General features: G+C 69.2%; 16 protein-coding genes. 9 read left to right on the forward strand and 7 right to left on the reverse strand.

Annotated features, from left to right (window positions below; genetic code table 11):
- Positions 1-58 precede the first annotated feature (58 nt).
- The 7 genes from LGR54_RS21940 to LGR54_RS21970 form a co-directional block, all read right to left on the reverse strand.
- Positions 59-1,486 carry an MmgE/PrpD family protein gene (locus LGR54_RS21940; protein ID WP_230364087.1) on the reverse strand — a complete coding sequence of 476 codons (1,428 nt, stop codon included), beginning with the start codon at positions 1,484-1,486 and terminating at the stop codon, positions 59-61.
- Entirely contained in the window at positions 1,464-2,372 is a 909-nt protein-coding gene (locus LGR54_RS21945; protein ID WP_230364088.1) for an aminotransferase class IV, read from the reverse strand. The genes LGR54_RS21940 and LGR54_RS21945 overlap by 23 nt, the downstream gene beginning before the upstream one ends.
- Before the next feature lie 13 nt (positions 2,373-2,385).
- Positions 2,386-3,165: an amino acid ABC transporter ATP-binding protein gene (locus LGR54_RS21950; RefSeq protein ID WP_230364089.1), complete on the reverse strand. Its 780-nt coding sequence runs from the start codon at positions 3,163-3,165 to the stop codon at positions 2,386-2,388.
- A 2-nt stretch (positions 3,166-3,167) separates the two neighbouring features.
- Positions 3,168-3,836: an amino acid ABC transporter permease gene (locus tag LGR54_RS21955; protein ID WP_230364090.1), complete on the reverse strand. Its 669-nt coding sequence runs from the start codon at positions 3,834-3,836 to the stop codon at positions 3,168-3,170.
- A gap of 5 nt (positions 3,837-3,841) precedes the next feature.
- Complete coding sequence (locus LGR54_RS21960) at positions 3,842-4,513, reverse strand: amino acid ABC transporter permease (RefSeq protein WP_230364091.1); 672 nt, start codon at positions 4,511-4,513, stop codon at positions 3,842-3,844.
- Between the two features lie 94 nt (positions 4,514-4,607).
- Positions 4,608-5,477 carry a transporter substrate-binding domain-containing protein gene (locus LGR54_RS21965; protein ID WP_230364092.1) on the reverse strand — a complete coding sequence of 290 codons (870 nt, stop codon included), beginning with the start codon at positions 5,475-5,477 and terminating at the stop codon, positions 4,608-4,610.
- A 101-nt stretch (positions 5,478-5,578) separates the two neighbouring features.
- Positions 5,579-6,199, reverse strand: a complete 621-nt coding sequence (locus LGR54_RS21970; RefSeq protein WP_230364093.1) for a helix-turn-helix domain-containing protein — start codon at positions 6,197-6,199, stop codon at positions 5,579-5,581.
- A 300-nt stretch (positions 6,200-6,499) separates the two neighbouring features.
- Between LGR54_RS21970 and LGR54_RS21975 the strand changes: the two genes are divergently transcribed.
- The 9 genes from LGR54_RS21975 (at position 6,500) to LGR54_RS22015 (ending at position 17,058) form a co-directional block, all read left to right on the forward strand.
- Positions 6,500-6,697: a hypothetical protein gene (locus tag LGR54_RS21975; RefSeq protein WP_230364094.1), complete on the forward strand. Its 198-nt coding sequence runs from the start codon at positions 6,500-6,502 to the stop codon at positions 6,695-6,697.
- 769 nt (positions 6,698-7,466) lie between these two features.
- Positions 7,467-8,453 (forward strand): tripartite tricarboxylate transporter substrate binding protein, encoded by a 987-nt coding sequence (locus LGR54_RS21980; protein WP_230364095.1) that lies wholly within the window; start codon positions 7,467-7,469, stop codon positions 8,451-8,453.
- Between the two features lie 49 nt (positions 8,454-8,502).
- A complete protein-coding gene (locus tag LGR54_RS21985) occupies positions 8,503-10,203 on the forward strand; it encodes a CocE/NonD family hydrolase (RefSeq protein ID WP_230364096.1) in 1,701 nt (566 codons plus the stop codon).
- The gene (locus tag LGR54_RS21990; protein WP_230364097.1) at positions 10,196-10,681 is read left to right on the forward strand and encodes a tripartite tricarboxylate transporter TctB family protein; all 486 of its coding nucleotides are present in this window, start codon (positions 10,196-10,198) and stop codon (positions 10,679-10,681) included. The genes LGR54_RS21985 and LGR54_RS21990 overlap by 8 nt, the downstream gene beginning before the upstream one ends.
- Positions 10,682-12,199 (forward strand): tripartite tricarboxylate transporter permease, encoded by a 1,518-nt coding sequence (locus LGR54_RS21995; RefSeq protein ID WP_230364098.1) that lies wholly within the window; start codon positions 10,682-10,684, stop codon positions 12,197-12,199.
- Positions 12,196-12,690 carry a (2Fe-2S)-binding protein gene (locus LGR54_RS22000; protein WP_230364099.1) on the forward strand — a complete coding sequence of 165 codons (495 nt, stop codon included), beginning with the start codon at positions 12,196-12,198 and terminating at the stop codon, positions 12,688-12,690. Before LGR54_RS21995 ends, LGR54_RS22000 begins: the two co-directional genes overlap by 4 nt.
- Positions 12,687-14,798: a molybdopterin cofactor-binding domain-containing protein gene (locus tag LGR54_RS22005; protein WP_230364100.1), complete on the forward strand. Its 2,112-nt coding sequence runs from the start codon at positions 12,687-12,689 to the stop codon at positions 14,796-14,798. The genes LGR54_RS22000 and LGR54_RS22005 overlap by 4 nt, the downstream gene beginning before the upstream one ends.
- A gap of 43 nt (positions 14,799-14,841) precedes the next feature.
- Positions 14,842-15,243 (forward strand): cupin domain-containing protein, encoded by a 402-nt coding sequence (locus tag LGR54_RS22010; RefSeq protein WP_230364101.1) that lies wholly within the window; start codon positions 14,842-14,844, stop codon positions 15,241-15,243.
- Between the two features lie 21 nt (positions 15,244-15,264).
- Positions 15,265-17,058: a CocE/NonD family hydrolase gene (locus tag LGR54_RS22015; protein WP_230364102.1), complete on the forward strand. Its 1,794-nt coding sequence runs from the start codon at positions 15,265-15,267 to the stop codon at positions 17,056-17,058.
- Positions 17,059-17,121: the final 63 nt, after the last annotated feature.

Below are 17,121 nucleotides of genomic sequence, written 5' to 3' on the forward strand. Positions count from 1 at the left end.
ACGCGTCCGAACAAGACCCTGGAGCCTTTCCGGTGAAGCAGAGTTCACCGGAAAGGCTCTAGAGGCGGGCGGCGAGCGCGGCGCCGAGGTCGGGCACGTTCTCGATGTCCTCGATGAGGGCAAGGAGATCGGCGCCGCGCCGGGCGTCGAGGACGACGGCGGCGTTACGGCGGAATTTTTCCGCCACGGCGTCGTCGGCAAGCGGCAGCCGCACGCCGCCGGGCGCGTCGACGGCAAGCGGCGAACCAAGCACGGTGCCATCCTTCAACCGGACATCGACCCGGCCGGCGGGCCGGCGCTGGCCGCTCATCAGCGCACTCGCCTCCGCATCGACGGCACCGGAGACGCGGGCGGCGAGGCCCTTCAGCGCCGGCGAGGCCATGCTAGCCGCGTCGTACCAGTGCGGCCGGTCGAGCCGCAGGGCGAGCGCCGCCATGGCGTAGGGGAACGAGAACTGCGCGTCGTTGATGCTGAGCGGGGTCGCATCCATGAAGTCGCGCAGCAGCGCGGCGTCGGTATGCACCACGATGGCCTCGATCGCCTCGGCCGGGATGGCGTGCGCGACCAGCAGTGCCTCATAGGCGCTGAGCGTCGCGTGCATCCAGCGGCAGGCGGGGTAGGGCTTGAGGGTGTTGAAGCCGAGCGTCCAGCGTTCGCCGAGGCCATCGGTGAGGCGTTCCGGCTCGAACTGGTCCGAACCCAGCATGCGCCACAGGCCGGAGGGGCCATCCAGCACCGCCCTGGCGCCGACGAGGCCGGCGCGGTGCAGGGCGACGCCGCGCACGCCAGCCTCCGCCGCCGGGGCGAGGAAATCCTTGAAGGTGATGAGCGGCCGGCGTTCCCAATTGTATTTGCGCAGGCTCGGCACATTGGCGAAGGTGCCGGCGAAGCCGAGCGCGTTTTCCATGCCGTCGGCATCGAGGCCCGCCAGCCGGCCATAGGCGATGGCGGCGCCGATGGCCTGGTGCTGGCAGACGCCATAGACGAGGCGGAAGCGCTCGATGCTCGGCTGGATCGCGCGGATCAGCCGGTTGTTCACCTCATAGGCCAGTGCCACGGCGGCGACGAAGGCGGCGCCGGACACCGGCCGCTCGAAGACGGCACTGAGCGCGGCGGCGACGTTGGAGGCCCCGGGATGCCCCATGCCGCGGCCGGCTTCATCCTCCAGCCCGTCGTCGAAATCGAGCGCGTTCATCGCCGCGGCATTGACGAAGGCCGCCGCCACCGGGCCGAAGCCTTCCGCCTCGCCCAGCACCCGGCAGGGGCCGGGCCGCGCCTCGGCCCGCGTCGCGGTGAGGATGCGCCTCTGCATGTCGGTCGGCGCACCGGCGAGGCCGCAGCCTAGGGCGTCGAGGATGTGGAGGCGCGCCTTCGCCCGCACGGCCGCCGGGATGCCGGCGCCGTCGAAGCTGGCGGCGAAGCGGCTGACGGCGGCGGTGACGCCGGCCTCCGCGGGGAGGGGATCAGGCGAGGAAGGCGCGGTCATAGAGATCCGACAGGCGGGCGGTGACGGGACAGGGCAGCGCGGAGCCGATGGCGCGGCCGTCGAGGCTCCGCACCGGCGTGAGGCCGCCGAAGGTGCCGGTGACGAAGGCGCCGTCGGCGTTATAGGCCTCGGCGAGGGTGAAGTCGGTCTCGCGGCAGGCGATGCCTTCCCTGGCGCAGAGCTCGATCACCTTGCGCCGGGTGATGCCCTTGAAGCAGGTGCGGCCGGTGGAGGTGAGCAACTCGCCGCGCTTCACGATGAAGAAATTGGTCGAGTTGCAGCTCGCCACGAAGCCGGCGGGATCGAGCATCAGCGCCTCATGCGCGCCGGCGGCGATAGCCTGCAACAGCGGGCGGATGAAGTTGAGCCGGCTGTGCGAATTCAGGTGCAGGTCGAAGCTGTCCGGGCCGGAGGTGCGGAAGGTGGAGGTGAACAGCTTGATGCCGGCCTTCTTGATCTCCGGATCCGGCACCTTGAACTCGGCGGTGATGGCGATGGTCGGCCGACCCAGCGCGTTGCGCGGATCCTGATGCACGGTGTGCTTCTCGCCGCGTGTGACCATCAGCCGGAGATGGCCGCCATCGGTGATGCCGTTGGCGGCGCAGAGCTCCTCCAGCGCCGCCTTCATCTCGGCCTTGGTCCGTCCGATGTCGAGGGCGATGGTGTTGGCGCCCTCATAGAGCCGGTCGAGGTGATCATCGACCAGCACCAGCCGGCCCTTGGCCATGCGGATGCCCTCCCACACGCCGTCGCCGAGGCCGAAGCCGGCGTCGAAGATCGACACCAGCGCCTCGGCGCGTTTCACCAGCCGTCCGTTGAGCCAGATCCACAGATCGTGGTTGCGCGGGTCCTCGACCGGCGTCTGCGCGCCCTTTTCCTCGGCCATTCGCGGCTCCCGTTCAGAAATGGAAGGCGGAGAAGCGGCGCAGGAAGGCCTGCGTGCGCTCCTCGCGCGGGTTCTTCAGCACCTCGTCCGGGGTGCCCTGCTCGTGGATGCGCCCCTCGTGCAGGAACAGCACCCGCGTCGCGAAATGGTAGGCGAAGCCGAGCTCGTGGGTGACCAGCAGCATGGTGCGGCCCTCCTGCGACAGGCCGAGGATGACATCCAGCACCTCGCCGACCAGTTCCGGATCGAGCGAGGAGGTCGGCTCGTCGAACAGCAGGATTTCCGGCTCCATGGCGAGCGCGCGGGCGATGGCGACGCGCTGCTGCTGGCCGCCGGAGAGGCGCTGGGGATACTGGTCTGCCTTCTCGGCGAGGCCGACGCGCTTGAGATAGTCCTGCGCCTTGGCGCGGGCCTCCTCGCGCTTCATGCCCTTCACCGTCACCGGGCCTTCCATCACGTTCTCCAGCACCGTCATGTGCGGGAACAGGTTGAACTGCTGGAAGATCATGCCGACGCGGGTGCGCAGCCGGCGCAGCTCGCCGGATTTGGCGGTGAGGACGCCGTCCCGGCCCTGCGTGCCGATCGGCGCGCCGTCGAGCTCGATGCGCCCGGCGCTCGGCGTCTCCATGAAGTTGATGCAGCGCAGGAAAGTGCTCTTGCCGGAGCCGGAGGAGCCGAGGATGGCGATGCGCTCGCCGGCGCCGACCTTCAGGTCGATGCCCTTGAGCACCTCGTTGGGGCCGAAGCTCTTGCGCAGCCCCTCGACGGCGAGGACGGGTGTCGCATCAGCCATTCTCAGGCTCCCTTCGAGTTGAGGCGGCGCTCGAGCGCATAGGCGGCCAGCGTTCCCGGATAGATGAGGACGAAATAGATCACCGCCACCACGGTGAAGGTCTCCAGCGGCAGGAAGGTCTGCGTGCTCAGCATCTTCGCCTCGTACATCAGCTCCTGCACGGTGATGGTGGAGGCGATGGAGGTCATCTTGGCGAGCTCGACGCCACGATTGGTGAAGGCCGGCACCATGCGGGCGATCGCCTGCGGCACGACGATCCGGCGCAGCAATTGCCACTCGCTCATGCCGATGGCGCGGCCAGCTTCCCACTGCCCGGCGGGCAGGGATTGCAGGCCGGCGCGCCAGATCTCGGCGCAATAGGCGGAGGTGTTGAGGAACAGGCCGAGCGCGGCGGCGGTGAAGGCGGTGGGCTGCCAGCCGGAGAGCGCGGGAAGCGCGTAGTAGAACCAGATCAGCTGGACCAGCACCGGGGTGTTGCGGAACAGCTCGATATAGGCGGTGGCGACGAGGTTGGGGATGCGGCGCGTGGAGGCGCGCGCGAGGCCGATGAACAGGCCGCAGACCAGCGCGCCGGAAAAGGCGAGGGCGAACAGCAGGATGGTGAGCTTCAGGCCGCGCAGCAGCAGGTCGCTATTGGCCAGGATCTCGCCGAACTGGAAGGAATAGCTCATGGCGATCACCGTGCCGCGCGGCGGGCGAGGCGGTGCTCCACCGCACGCATGCCCAAACTGGCGAGGAACAGCACGGTGAAGAACAGCGCCGCGACCGTGGAGTAGATCTCCATCGGCCGGTAGGTCTGCGTCGCCAGCACCATCGCCTGGTAGACGAGTTCGCCATAGGTGAGGGTGGCGGCGAGCGAGGTGGTCTTCACCAGCTCGAAGGAGCGCTCCATCAGCGGCGGGATCATGCGGCGGAAGGCCTGGGGCAGGATGATGCGCCGCATCAGCTGCGCATGGCCCATGCCGATGGCGCGGCCGGCTTCCCACTGGCCGCGCTCCACCGAGACGATGCCGCCGCGAAACACCTCCGCGAAGAAGGCGCCGGACTGCACCGACAAGGCCGCCGCCGCCGCCGCGAACGGGGTCAGGCTGATGCCGGTCAGGATCGGCAAGCCATAGAAATACCAGAAGAAATGCACCAGCGGCGGGGTGTTGCGGTAGAACTCGATGATCGCGGTGGCGGGGATGGAGAGGAACCGCGTCGGCGCCAGCCGCCCCATTGCCAGCACGAGGCCGATGACGAGGCCGAGGCCGATCGAGAAGCCGGAGAGCTTCAGCGTGTTGACGAGGCCTTCCAGCAGCACGCCGAAATTGAGCCAGACCGGCCGGAAATCCCACACATATTGCATTCGGATCCACCTTGCCGGCTGCGGGAGCGGAGGGGCGCGACAGCGAACCGGCGCGCCGCGACGGGGCGGCGCGCCGGACCGGTGAGGTGTACGATCAGGCTTTCCAGCGCTCGCGCATGATCGCCGGCGTCGAGGCCGGGTCGATGCCGCGGAAGGCGAGATAATCCTCGAAGATCTTCTGCGTCTGGCCGGTGGCGTAGAAATAGGCGAGGCAGACGCCCAGCCAGTCGCGCCAGCTCTTGTCGGCGACGTTCGGCACCGCGGCGGAGGAGGGCGACTCGCGCAGCGGCTGCGGCAGGATGACCTTGCCGCGCTTGAGACGCGACTGCAGCATCACCAGCGCCGGGTGGAACAGCGAGATGCCGTCCATGCGGCCGGCAATGAAGGCGGCGCCGGTTTCGTCGGCGCTGGGGAAGCGCTCGATGGTGGCCTTGGGCAGGCGCACGGTGATGTCGCGATCGGGCGAGGTACCGAGCACGACACCGATGCGGAATTCCGGCTTGTTCATCTCCTCCCACGAGGTGACGGTGACGCCGTCGGCGAGGAGCACGCCCTGCGCGTACCAGAACATGGGCTGTACCGGGAAATCCACCGCCAGCGCGCGCTGCGGGGTGGCGTCCATGGTGAACATGACGTCGAACTGGCCGGCCTGGAGCGCGGCGACGGCATTGCCCCAGGTGGTCTCGACCGGCACCGGCTTCACGCCGAGTTCCTTGGCGACGGCGACGCCGAGGCCCCAGCCGAGGCCGTACCACTCGCCGCTGCGCTGGTCCTTGTAGAACCACGGCTCGCCCGGCGCGACGCCGATGCGCAGCTCGCCGCGGTCGCGGATCGCCTTCAGCGAGCCGCCGGCGGCGTCCTGGGCCGACGCGGAGGATGAGGAGGCGGCGGCGAGGGTCGCGGCGGCTCCGACGAGCGATCCGGCGGCCAGGAAGGCGCGGCGACTGCCGACCTGTTCAGTCATGTGAATATCCTCTGGAACGAGCGGGTTAATTATATAGTTATTTGATATATAATTTTGCAATTCATTTCTTATGAGAACATTTTATTCTCAATACGAAACTGTCAAGATGCTTCCGGCGGTGTCTCTCTGAAATTGAGGCTCTGGTCGGCGGCGCAGACCCAGAAAATCTCGGCATCGTCCTCGCCGGCGCTGAGCAGGGCATGGCCCATGGTGCTGTCGAAATAGGCGCTGTCGCCCTCGTCGAGCGTCACCGGCGCATAGAACTCGGTGAGCAGCGTCACCCGGCCCTTGAGCACCAGAACGACCTCCTCGCCGGCATGGGCGACCAGCGTGCCGAATTCGCGCGTCTCATGGGCGCGCAGCCGTGCCTTCATCGGCTGCATGCGCTTGGCGGTGAGGTCGGAGCACAGCATTTCCAGCGTGTAGGCGGGGGTGCGGATGTAGTCGCCCTGCCCGGCGCGGGTGAGCGAGCGGCGACCATGCGGCACCTGCTTGCGGGTGGAGGAGAACAGCTCGGAAATATCGACATCCAGCCCTTTGGCGAGGCGGATGATGTTGTCATAGGTCGGGGAGAGCAGGTTGTTCTCGATCTTGGAGATCGCCGACGGCGAAATGCCGGAACGGGCCGACACCTGCTTGATGGTGAGACCGGAACGGCCGCGCAGCCCTCTCACACGGGCACCGAGATCGACCCCGAGGCTCTCGCCGGTCTTCATGTCCATGGTCGTGCCTCCGCCGGCAATACGAGTCCGACACATCAAAGCATTGGCGGCGGAAGCGAACAATATATTCCGATAGGAAAATCGATGACGTCCTTGCGTCCGTCTGCTCGGGGGTAAGCGGTGGTCGCTGTGGGCGGATCCCGGGCCGCGTGGGCGTTACGGCTGACGCCGCTTCCGTCGAAAGCCTGTTTCGGGAGGTGGTTCGCCGCCATGCCGACCGACGGCAATCCTGGCATTCAATCCCCGATATGGCGCCGCTCATTGCGTTGCGATGGCGGCGCCACCGGGGCTGGATGAAAGGTGCCGGTGATCGCCGGCGGGCCGGCGAGGAGGCGTGAAAGCGGCCTCGGTTTCGGGTTCAGCTTCGGTGCCTCAGATCTCGTGCCCGGCATCGACAAGCTGTCGGCCACCGTCGCGCGGCAGATATCGAGCGGCTGGTTCGCTCCGGAGCGCCGGGCGCTGATGCGGCGCGGGTCGTATCGGGGATCCACACCGTGACGACCTCCGGCGGTGTGGGATGCCGCGCGCGCCGTGTGTTGGTGGAGCGCGCATCGGGGAGGCGGGAAACCGTGCCCGGGAAACCGCGCATGATCGCGTGGAATCTTCGCTCGATCGAACCTGCCGTGGATTGCTCCCGAACCGATCCGGTCGGCGGCGAGCCGTGGAAGCGGATGCGGAGGAGGCGGGGTTCAGGCCGGGGGCATCGTTCGGCGACGATGTCCTTTTTTCCCGCCTCGCGGGTGCACGGGTTCTCGCTCGGCGGCGTGGGGGGACAATCGCGACCTGCAGAGTTGGTCGGCGCGAGCCCGGCTGTTGCACCCTATGTCCCGAGGCTTCGTGCGGCTGGGAAGACGAATGACGGCGCGGCTGCCGGCCATTGCAGGCGACGCAAGGTCGGCGTCTGGTTTTACTGCGCTGCACCATGCCCGGCCGCGCTCGAAGACTTTCCTCGACATTATAAATCATGATCGGAAGGATAAGATCTTATCATTGGAAAATATCGGGTCGAGCTAACACGCTACCCCTTGCCGGGCGATGACGCGCCGGCATTCCGCCGAAACTCGGAGACACGAGGCGGCTGGAGGAAAACGCCAACGCCATCCGCCGCCGGACAGTGAGGACGGAGGCGGCCTCCCGTTCATCCTCCCGCCGATGACGCGGGAGCGATCGACGCGAAGGCCGCACCGGTGCAGCCCGGGCGTGCGCCCGGCTTGCCCCGGCGGTCCACCCCTGCCGGCCCGCGGGACTGAGCCCCGGAGGTGGTGCCATGAAATTCGCCCGTACGCTGTTGTGTGGCCTGGTCGGCGCGGTGCTCGCCACCGGTGCCGCCCTTGCCGATACCTATCCCTCGAAGCCGGTGAAGATCCTCGTGCCCTATGCGCCGGGCGGGGCCACCGACATCGTGGCACGCCTGCTCGCCGACCGGCTGCGCGAGAAGCTCGGCCAGGCCTTCGTCGTCGAGAACAAGCAGGGCGCCTTCGGCATCCTCGCCATCGAGGAGATGGTGCGCGCCAAGCCCGACGGCTACACGCTGATGGTCGGCAACGTCTCGACCAACGCCATCACGCCGATCATCTACGCCGGCAAGTTCAAGATCGACTACCAGAAGGACGTGGTGGCCGTGGCGCGGCTGGCGGTGATCCCGGCTGTGGTGGTGGCGACGACGGCGAACGGCTTCAAGGTCGACACGCTCGCCGAGCTGGTCGCCTACGCCAAGCAGAATCCGGGCAAGCTGCGCTACACCAGCGCCGGCGTCGGCAGCTACCCGCATTTCGACATGGCGGTGTTCGCCAAGAAGGCCGGCTTCGACGCCGTGCACGTGCCAACCAAGGCGGGTGCCTCCGGCATGATCAACGACCTCATCACCGGTGACGTGCAGGCCGCCTTCATCAATGTGGCGAGCTCCATGGCCATGGTGAAGTCCGGCGACCTCAAGCCGCTGGCGGTCATCACCGACACCCGCATGAAGGAATATCCCGACGTGCCCACCCTGAAGGAGCTCGGCTATGCCGGCATCGGCACCTTCAACTGGCAGGGGCTGTTCGCACCGGCCGGCACGCCGAAACCGGTGCTCGATGCGCTGCACAAGGCGGTCGTCGAGGCGCTCGCCTCGCCGGAGATCGTCGCCGCCTTCCAGAAGCAGGTCATCGCCGCCGAGCCGAGCGCCTCGCAGGAGGACGCCCAGGCCTGGCTGAGCGCCGAGATCGAGAAATGGCGCAAGACGGTGGCCGACGCCAACGTTTCGCTGGAGTGAGCCTCGCGCCCGCCGCCGCCTTTCCCGATCATCGCCCGGAATCCCGCTCATGAACGCGCCCACGACCCTCGCCCCGCAAACGGCCACCGCGTCCCGGATCGTCATCGAGAGGGATGTCGACATCCCCATGCGTGACGGCGTGATGCTCAAGGCCGACATCTTCCGGCCGGAAGGCGAGGGGCCGTTTCCGGTCATCATGAATCTCGGCCCCTACCAGAAGGACAAGATCTGGGTGCCGCCGGAGGATCTGGCGGAGAAGGCCAACCCGCTGATGAACTGGGAGACGGTCAATCCCGAATGGTGGGTGCCGCGCGGCTATGCGCTGGTGCGGGTGGATGCCCGCGGCACCGGAAAATCGCCCGGCCAGGGCGAGCCCTGGTCCTACCAGGAGGCGGTCGACTATTACGACGCCATCGAATGGGCGGCGGTGCAGCCGTGGTCGAGCGGCAAGATCGGCCTGAGCGGCATCTCCTATTTCGCGATCAACCAGTGGTTCGTTGCCAATCTCCAGCCGCCCTCGCTCACGGCGATGATCCCCTGGGAGGGCTTCGCCGACCTCTATCGCGACGCGCTGTTCCATGGCGGGCTCTTGAACCTGTTCATGACCAACTGGTTCGTCACCCACATGATGCACCACCTGCTGGGGCGGGCCTACCGGCACAACCCCGACACCTTCCAGACCAACACGCTGTGGAAGTGGGTGCGCAACAGCCTCGACAGCGGCGCCTTCCGCGGCGAGCAGGCGCAGTGGGACCGGATCACCGTGCCGTTCCTCACCGTCGGCAACTGGTCCGGCATGGGGCTGCACATGCGCGGCAACACCGAGGCCTTCATGCGCGCCGCCTCGCCGCACAAGAAGCTGCGCATGCATGCCGGCAACCATGTGCACCCCTTCTACACCGAGGACGGCCGCAACGATCAGCTGCGCTTCTTCGACCACTGGCTGAAGGGCGAGCCCAACGGGGTGATGGACGAGCCGCCGGTGAAGCTGTGGATCCGCCAGGGCAACAGCGAGGGCTTCTGGCGCCACGAGAACGAGTGGCCGCTGGCGCGTACCCGGTGGACCAAGTTCCATTTCGACCTGTCGCCGCCGGCGGCGGACCAGCCGAAGAATTCAGGCCGGCTGACGCGGCAGGCGCCGGAGGAGGACGCTTCGCGCACCTATTTCGCCAGCGGCGCCGGCAAGGCGGGGCAGGCCTCGGCCTCGTCCACCTTCCTCGCGGCCGGGGCGATGATGGCGGGCATGGGCATCGCGCTGGAAACGCCGCCGCTGGAGGAAGACGTCGAGGTCACCGGGCCGGTGATGGCGCGCTTCTGGGTGTCGAGCTCCACCGAGGACATGGACCTGTTCCTGACGCTGCGCAACATCGATGCCGAGGGCAACGACGTCTTCGAGGTCGGCCAGCAGGGCCAGCAGGTGCCGGTGGCCAAGGGCTGGCTACGCGTGTCGCATCGCGAGCTGGACCCGGAGCTGAGCCGGCCCTACCGTCCCTATCACGCCCATAAGCGGCGGCTGTGGCTGTCGCCGGGCGAGAAGGTCGAGGTGCAGGTCGAGGTCTGGTCGACCAGCATGGTGTTCCGCAAGGGCCATCGCATCCGGCTGGACATCCAGCCGCGCGACGGCCTCGGCAGCATCCACTACACGCATTATCACGCGGATTATAATACCGGTAACAACACCATCCATTCGGGCGGCTCGCACGAATCCTACCTGCTGCTGCCGATCATCCCGGCCGCCGATCATGGTTGAGCGCTCCGCCTCCGACCCGTCGGCGCGCGCGCCGGGGCCGTCGGGCCGTCCCGACCTGTGGGCGGGCGTCATGTTCGCCGCCATCGGCGCGGCCGGCCTCTATCTGATGCGCGGCTACGAGATGGGGACGGCGGCGCGCATGGGGGCGGGCTACGTGCCGCGACTGGTGTGCTGGGGGCTGGTGGCGCTCGGCTCCGTCATCGCCCTGCGCGGGTTCTCGGCGGAGCGGGAAGAGGAGGACGGGGTCGCCTGGCGGCCGCTGGCCTTCGTCTCGCTCGCCATCGTCGCCTTCGGCCTGATGGTGGAGCGCACCGGCCTGGTGGCCGCGGCGGCCGGGCTGATCGGGCTCGGCGCGCTGGCCGGACGCGACGTGCGCCCGCTGGAGACGCTCACCCTCGGCGCCGCGCTGATCGCCGGCTCGGTGCTGGTCTTCGTCTGGTGCCTCGGGCTGTCCCTCCCGATCTGGCCGGAGTTCTAGATGCACGATTTGCTCGCCCATCTCGCGCTCGGCTTCGACGCCGCCCTGACCCCGGCCAATCTCGGCTTCGCCCTCATCGGCTGCCTGGTGGGCACGCTGATCGGCGTGTTGCCGGGGATCGGGCCGGTGGCGACGGTGGCGATGCTGCTGCCGCTGACCTTCTACCTCACCCCGATATCCGGGCTGATCATGCTGTCGGGCATTTTCTACGGCGCCCAGTATGGCGGCTCGACCACGGCGATCCTGGTCAACCTGCCGGGGGAGACCTCGGCCGTCGTGACCTGTCTCGACGGCTACCAGATGGCGCGGCAGGGGCGCGCCGGTCCGGCGCTGGCGGCGGCGGCGCTGGGCTCCTTCTTCGCCGGCACGGTGGCGACGGTGCTCATCGCGCTCGCCGCGCCGCCGCTCGCCATGGTCGGACGCTCCTTCGGCGCGCCGGAATATTTCTCGCTGATGACCTTCGGCCTGCTCGCCACCGTGGTGCTGGCGAGCGGCTCTGTGCCGAAGGCGATCGCGATGATCTTCCTCGGCGTGCTGCTCGGCATGGTCGGCACCGACGTCAATAGCGGCAATGCCCGCTTCGACCTCGGCATCGCCAACCTCGCCGACGGCATCAATTTCGTCCCGCTCTCCATCGGCCTGTTCGGGCTGAGCGAGATCATCGTCACGCTGGCACACGGGTCGCAGGACCGCTCGGTGCTGGGCGGCCGGATCGCGCATCTGTGGCCGAGCCGCGAGGACTTCCGGCGCGGCTTCCCGGCGGTGCTGCGCGGCACGGCCATCGGCTCGTTCCTCGGCGTGCTGCCCGGCGGCGGCGCCACACTGAGCTCCTTCGCCGCCTACATGTTCGAGAAGAAGCTGTCGCGCCAGCCGGAACGCTTCGGCCACGGCGCCATCGAGGGCGTGGCGGCACCGGAAGCGGCGAACAATGCCGGCGCGCAGACCTCCTTCATCCCGATGCTGACGCTCGGCATTCCCGGCAACGCCACCATGGCGTTGATCATCGGGGCGCTGACCATCCACGGCATCCAGCCGGGGCCGACGGTGATGACCGAGAACCCCCAGCTTTTCTGGGGTGTGGTCGCCAGCATGTGGATCGGCAACCTGATGCTGGTGGTCATCAACCTGCCGCTGATCGGCCTGTGGGTGAGCCTGCTGCGCATCCCCTACCGGCTGCTCTACCTCGCCATCCTGCTGTTCTGCGCCATCGGCGTGTACACGGTGAACAATTCCAGCTTCGACGTGCTGCTCGCCGCCGGCTTCGGCGTGCTCGGCTACGTCTTCATCCGCCTGCGCTGCGAGCCGGCGCCGCTGCTGCTCGGCTTCGTCCTCGGGCCGCTGATGGAGGAGAACCTCCGGCGCTCCATGCTGATCTCCGGCGGCGATCCGCTGATCTTCCTGCAAAGGCCGATCTGCCTCGCGCTGCTGCTCGCGACGGCGGTCCTGCTGGCGCTGATCGTGCTGCCGTCGATCCGTCGCACACGGGAGGTCGCCTTTCACGAGCCGGAGGGAGCATGAGCGCGCTGGCTCCCCAGATGGTCCGCTTCACGGTCAACGGGCAGGGCGTCGAGGTCGACGCCGCCGGCGACGTGCCGCTGCTTGCGGTGCTGCGGGGGGAGCTCGGGCTCACCGGCTCGCGCTTCGGCTGCGGCCTGGAACAGTGCGGCGCCTGCACGGTGCTGGTGGACGGCGAGCCGGCCTATGCGTGCTCGCGCCCGGCCTGGAGCGTGGCGGACCGATCGGTAGCCACGATCGAGGCGGCCGAGCACGACCTTGTCCTCGCCGCGCTCCGGCGGGCCTTTCTCGACGAGCAGGCCGGCCAGTGCGGCTATTGCCTGTCGGGCATCATCCTGAGCGCGCGTGCCTTGCTGGCGCGCGAGCCTTCGCCGGACCGTCCCGCCATCGTGGCGGCGCTCGACCGGCATCTGTGCCGGTGCGGGGCGCATAACCGCATCGTCCGGGCGGTGCAGCGCGCCGCGGCGCGCCTCGCCGAGGAGGTCGCGCCATGATCGCCAACCAGCTGCCGCGCAGCCTCGCCGACAATCCGCGCCTCGACGCCTGGATCGGTTTCGACCGGCCGGGGCAGGTGCGGATTTCCACCGGGAAGGTGGAGTTGGGCCAGGGGGTGCTCACCGCCATCGCCCAGATCGCTGCCGAGGAACTCGACGTCGCTCCCACGCGCCTGCGCCTGGTCTCCGGCGAGGCCGGGGAGGGGCCGAACGAGGGCTACACCGCCGGCAGCTATTCGGTGGAGAATTCCGGCGGCGCGCTCCGCATCGTCTGCGCCGAGGTGCGGGCGCTGTTCCTGGAGCGGACGGCGGTGCTGCTCGACTGCGCCGCTGAGGAGCTCGACGTCGATGACGGGGCGTTCCGCCGCGACGGCCGGCCCACCGGCTTCGACTACTGGCGGCTCGCCGGCGATATCGACCTGTCCCGCGAGGCCACGGGCGGCGCCTCGCCCAAGCCGGTTGCCGCCTACCGGCTGGTCGGGCGCTCGCTGCCGCGTACGGACCTGCCGGAGAAGATCGGCGGCGGCGCCTTCATCCATGACATGCGGATGCCGGACCTGCTGCATGCGCGCGTGCTGCGGCAGGCCTGGCGCGGCGCCGTGCTCGGCGCGCTCGACGAGCGGGCGCTGCATCGCGCGGCGCGGCGGACCATCGAGGTGGTGCGCGAGGGGAGCTTCCTCGCCCTGCTCGGCGACGACGAGGCGAGCGTCGAGGCGGCCGCGGCGGTCGCGCGCGAGAAGGCCACGTGGAGCGGCGGCGAGAGGCCGCCCGACGAGGTGGCGGACGCCGGCTGGCTGATGGCGCAGCCCACGGTGGAGCGGGTGATCGCCGAAGGCGAGCCGGCGGAGGCCGGAGAGAAGATCGAGGCGACCTATTCGCGGGGCTTCATCGCCCATGCCTCCATTGGCCCCAGCTGCGCACTGGCCCATTGGGACGGGACACGCCTCGACGTCTGGACGCATTCGCAGGGGGTCTATCCGCTGCGCCAGTCGCTGGCCCGTGCGCTGGGGCTCGATCCGGGCGCGGTGGCGGTGCGGCACCGGCAGGCGGCGGGATGCTACGGCCATAACGGCGCTGACGATGCCGCCTTCGACGCCGCTCTGCTGGCGACGCGGCGGCCCGGCCGCACGGTGCGGGTGCAGTGGACGCGGGCGGACGAGCTCACCGCCTCTCCCTTCGGTGCGCCGATGGCGGTGCGGCTGCGCGCCGCGCTGGGGCCGCAGGGGCGACCGGCCGACTGGGGCATCGAGATCTGGTCGGCGCCGCACGGCCAGCGGCCGGGCATGCATGGCGTGGTCAACCTGATCGGCGCCGAGGCGCTGCCGGGCGCGCCGCCGCGCGTGCCGCCGGGCGACGTGCCCGATGCCAACGGCTTCGGTTCGGCGCGCAACGCCCATGCGCCCTACGATCTGCCGGCGCAGCGCATCGTCACCCATTTCGTCGCCGGCCATCCGGTGCGCACCTCCTCGCTGCGCGGGCTCGGCGCCTTCGCCAATGTCTTCGCCATCGAAAGCTTCATCGACGAGCTGGCGGAGGCGGCGGGGCGGGATCCCGTGGCCTATCGGCTGTCGCTGCTGGCCGACCCGCGGGCGCGCGCGACCATCGAGGCGGTCGCCGCCATGGCCGGCTGGTCGCCGGACGCGCCGGCGGGCGAGGGGACGGCGAAGGGCATCGGCTTCTCCCGCTACAAGAACAAGGCCGCCTACATGGCCGCCATCGCCGAGGTCGAGCTCGACGAGGAGGTCCGCGTCACCCGCGTGTGGTGCGCGGTGGATGCGGGGCTGGTGATCAACCCGGACGGCGCGGCGAACCAGGTGGAGGGCGGCGTCGTCCAGGCCGCGAGCTGGGCGCTGAAGGAGAGCGTCCGCTTCCAGGACGGCCGGGCCGGCTGCGTCCAGTGGGACGACTACCCGATCCTGCGTTTCTCCGAGGTGCCGGCGGTGGAGATCCGCTTCATGGACATGGCGAGCGAACCGCCGCTCGGCCTCGGCGAAGTGGCGCAGGGACCCACGGCGGCGGCCATCGGCAATGCGGTGGCGCGGGCGCTCGGCGCGCGCATCCGCGACCTGCCGCTGAGCCGCGACCGCATCATCGAGGCGCTGCTGTGACAGCCGCCGGGAACGCACGAGACAGGCAATGGGAGACGCCGACATGACCACGACGCAGACGGCCCGCACGCCGGGCGCCCTGAGGGCCGGGCCCCGGGACTATGCCTTCGAGCTGGCAAGTGTGAACCACCTGCTCGGCGGGCCGGACTATTCCAGCGCCGCCGGCTCCTGCGTCGAGGGCGACCGCATGATGGTGGCGCTGATGCGCATGAAGGCCGGCACCGGCGCCGAGCCGCATTCGCATCCCAACGAGCAGTGGATCTTCATCCTCGAGGGGACCTTCCACGCCACGGTGGGCGGCAAGCCGATCACCGCCACGCCGGGAACGCTGATCTACATCCCCTCGGACACGCTGCATCAGGGCAAGGCCGGCGCTGAGGCCGACGTGGTGTTCTTCACGGTGAAGGACACCTCGCACGGCCTGCACGGCATCAAGGCTGTCTGACCAACGGAGCTCGACACCGCCATGGACAACCGCACCGCGACCGGCCGTGCCTCGCAGGATCCTGCCGCGCCGGACCCCTCCGCTCGCGCCTCCGAAATCCGCGACGGCATGCGCATCGACTGGGATGTGCCGATCGCCATGGATGACGGGCTGGTGCTGCGCGCCGACGTCTACCGGCCGGTGGTGGAGGGGCGCCATCCGGTGCTGATCACCTACGGCCCCTATGCCAAGGGGCTCGCCTTCCAGGAGGGCTATCCCAGCGCCTGGGAGCGCATGTCGAGGGAGCATCCCGACGTCACCGCCCATTCCAGCAACCTCTACCAGAGCTGGGAGGTGGTGGACCCGGAGAAATGGGTGCGCGAGGGCTATGCCTGCGTGCGGGTGGATTCGCGCGGCTGCGGCGGCTCGCCCGGCTATATCGATCCGTTCTCGCCGCGCGAGACCCGCGACTATCACGACTGCATCGAATGGGCGGGCACGCAGCCCTGGTCGAACGGCAAGGTCGGCCTCAACGGCGTCTCCTATTTCGGCAGCAACCAGTGGCACGTCGCCGGGCTGCAGCCGCCGCACCTCGCCGCCATGTGCATCTGGGAGGGCGCGGCGGACTGGTACCGCGACATGACCCATCATGGCGGCATCCTCTCGACCTTCTGGGCCAACTGGTACGACATGCAGGTCAAGACGGTGCAGCACGGCATCGGCGAGCGCGGCCGCCGCTCGCGCGTGCATGGCGGGCTGGTCTGCGGGCCGACGGAGCTCGGCGAGGAAGAGCTCGCGCGCAACCGCTGCGATTTCGGCGGCGAGATCCGCGCCCATCCGCTTGACGACGCCTATCACCAGGCGCGCTCGCCGGACTGGGATCGGGTGGTGACGCCGTTCCTCTCCTGCGCCAATTGGGGCGGGGCGGGGCTGCACGCCCGCGGCAATTTCGAGGGGTTCGTACGCGCGGCGTCCAGCCAGAAATGGCTGGAGGTGCACGGCATCGAGCACTGGACCGAGTTCTACACCGACTATGGACGGGAACTGCAACTGCGCTTCTTCGACCATTTCCTCAAGGGCGAGGACAATGGCTGGGACCGCGAGCCGCCGGTGCTGTTGCAGGTGCGCCATCCCGGCGAGCGCTTCGTGCCGCGCAAGGAGGGCGAGTGGCCGCTCGCCCGCACGCAATGGAGCGCCCTGCATCTCGATCCCGACGGCCTGCGCCTGACGCCCGACGCGCCGGCGGGGAACGGCACGGTGCGCTTCGAGGCGATGGGCGAGGGGGTGACGTTCCTGTCCGAGCCGCTCGCCGGGGAGACCGAGCTGACCGGCCCCTCGGCGCTCCGGCTGGCGGTGTCGTCCAGCACCAGCGATTGCGACATCTTCGCCGTGCTGCGCGTGTTCTCGGCCGACATGAAGGAGATCGTGTTCCAGGGCGCCATCGACCCGCACACGCCGGTCGCGCAGGGATGGTTGCGCGCCTCGCATCGCAAGACCGATCCCGAGCTGTCGCGACCCTACCGGCCCTATCATGTACATGGCGAGACCGAGCCGCTGACGCCGGACGAGCCGGTGATGCTGGACATCGAGATCTGGCCGACATCGATCGTGATACCGGCCGGCGCGCGCATCGGCCTGACGCTGCGCGGGCGGGACTATGTCTATGGCGGCGGCAGCGGCGGCCGGCTTTCCGCCTTCAAGAACGAACTGACCGGCTGCGGCCCGTTCCTTCACGACGATCCGCTCGACCGCCCGCCGGAGATTTTCGCGGGGACGACGACGCTGCATTTCGATGCCGCCTCGCCCAGCCGTCTGCTGCTGCCGCGCATGCCCTGAGGAGATAGCGGGTCGGGGGCCCTGGCGGGAGACGCGCCGGGCCGGCGCCGGCCGTCAGGTTCC

The sequence above is a fragment of the Ancylobacter sp. Lp-2 genome (assembly GCF_020523795.1).
Classification (GTDB): domain Bacteria; phylum Pseudomonadota; class Alphaproteobacteria; order Rhizobiales; family Xanthobacteraceae; genus Ancylobacter.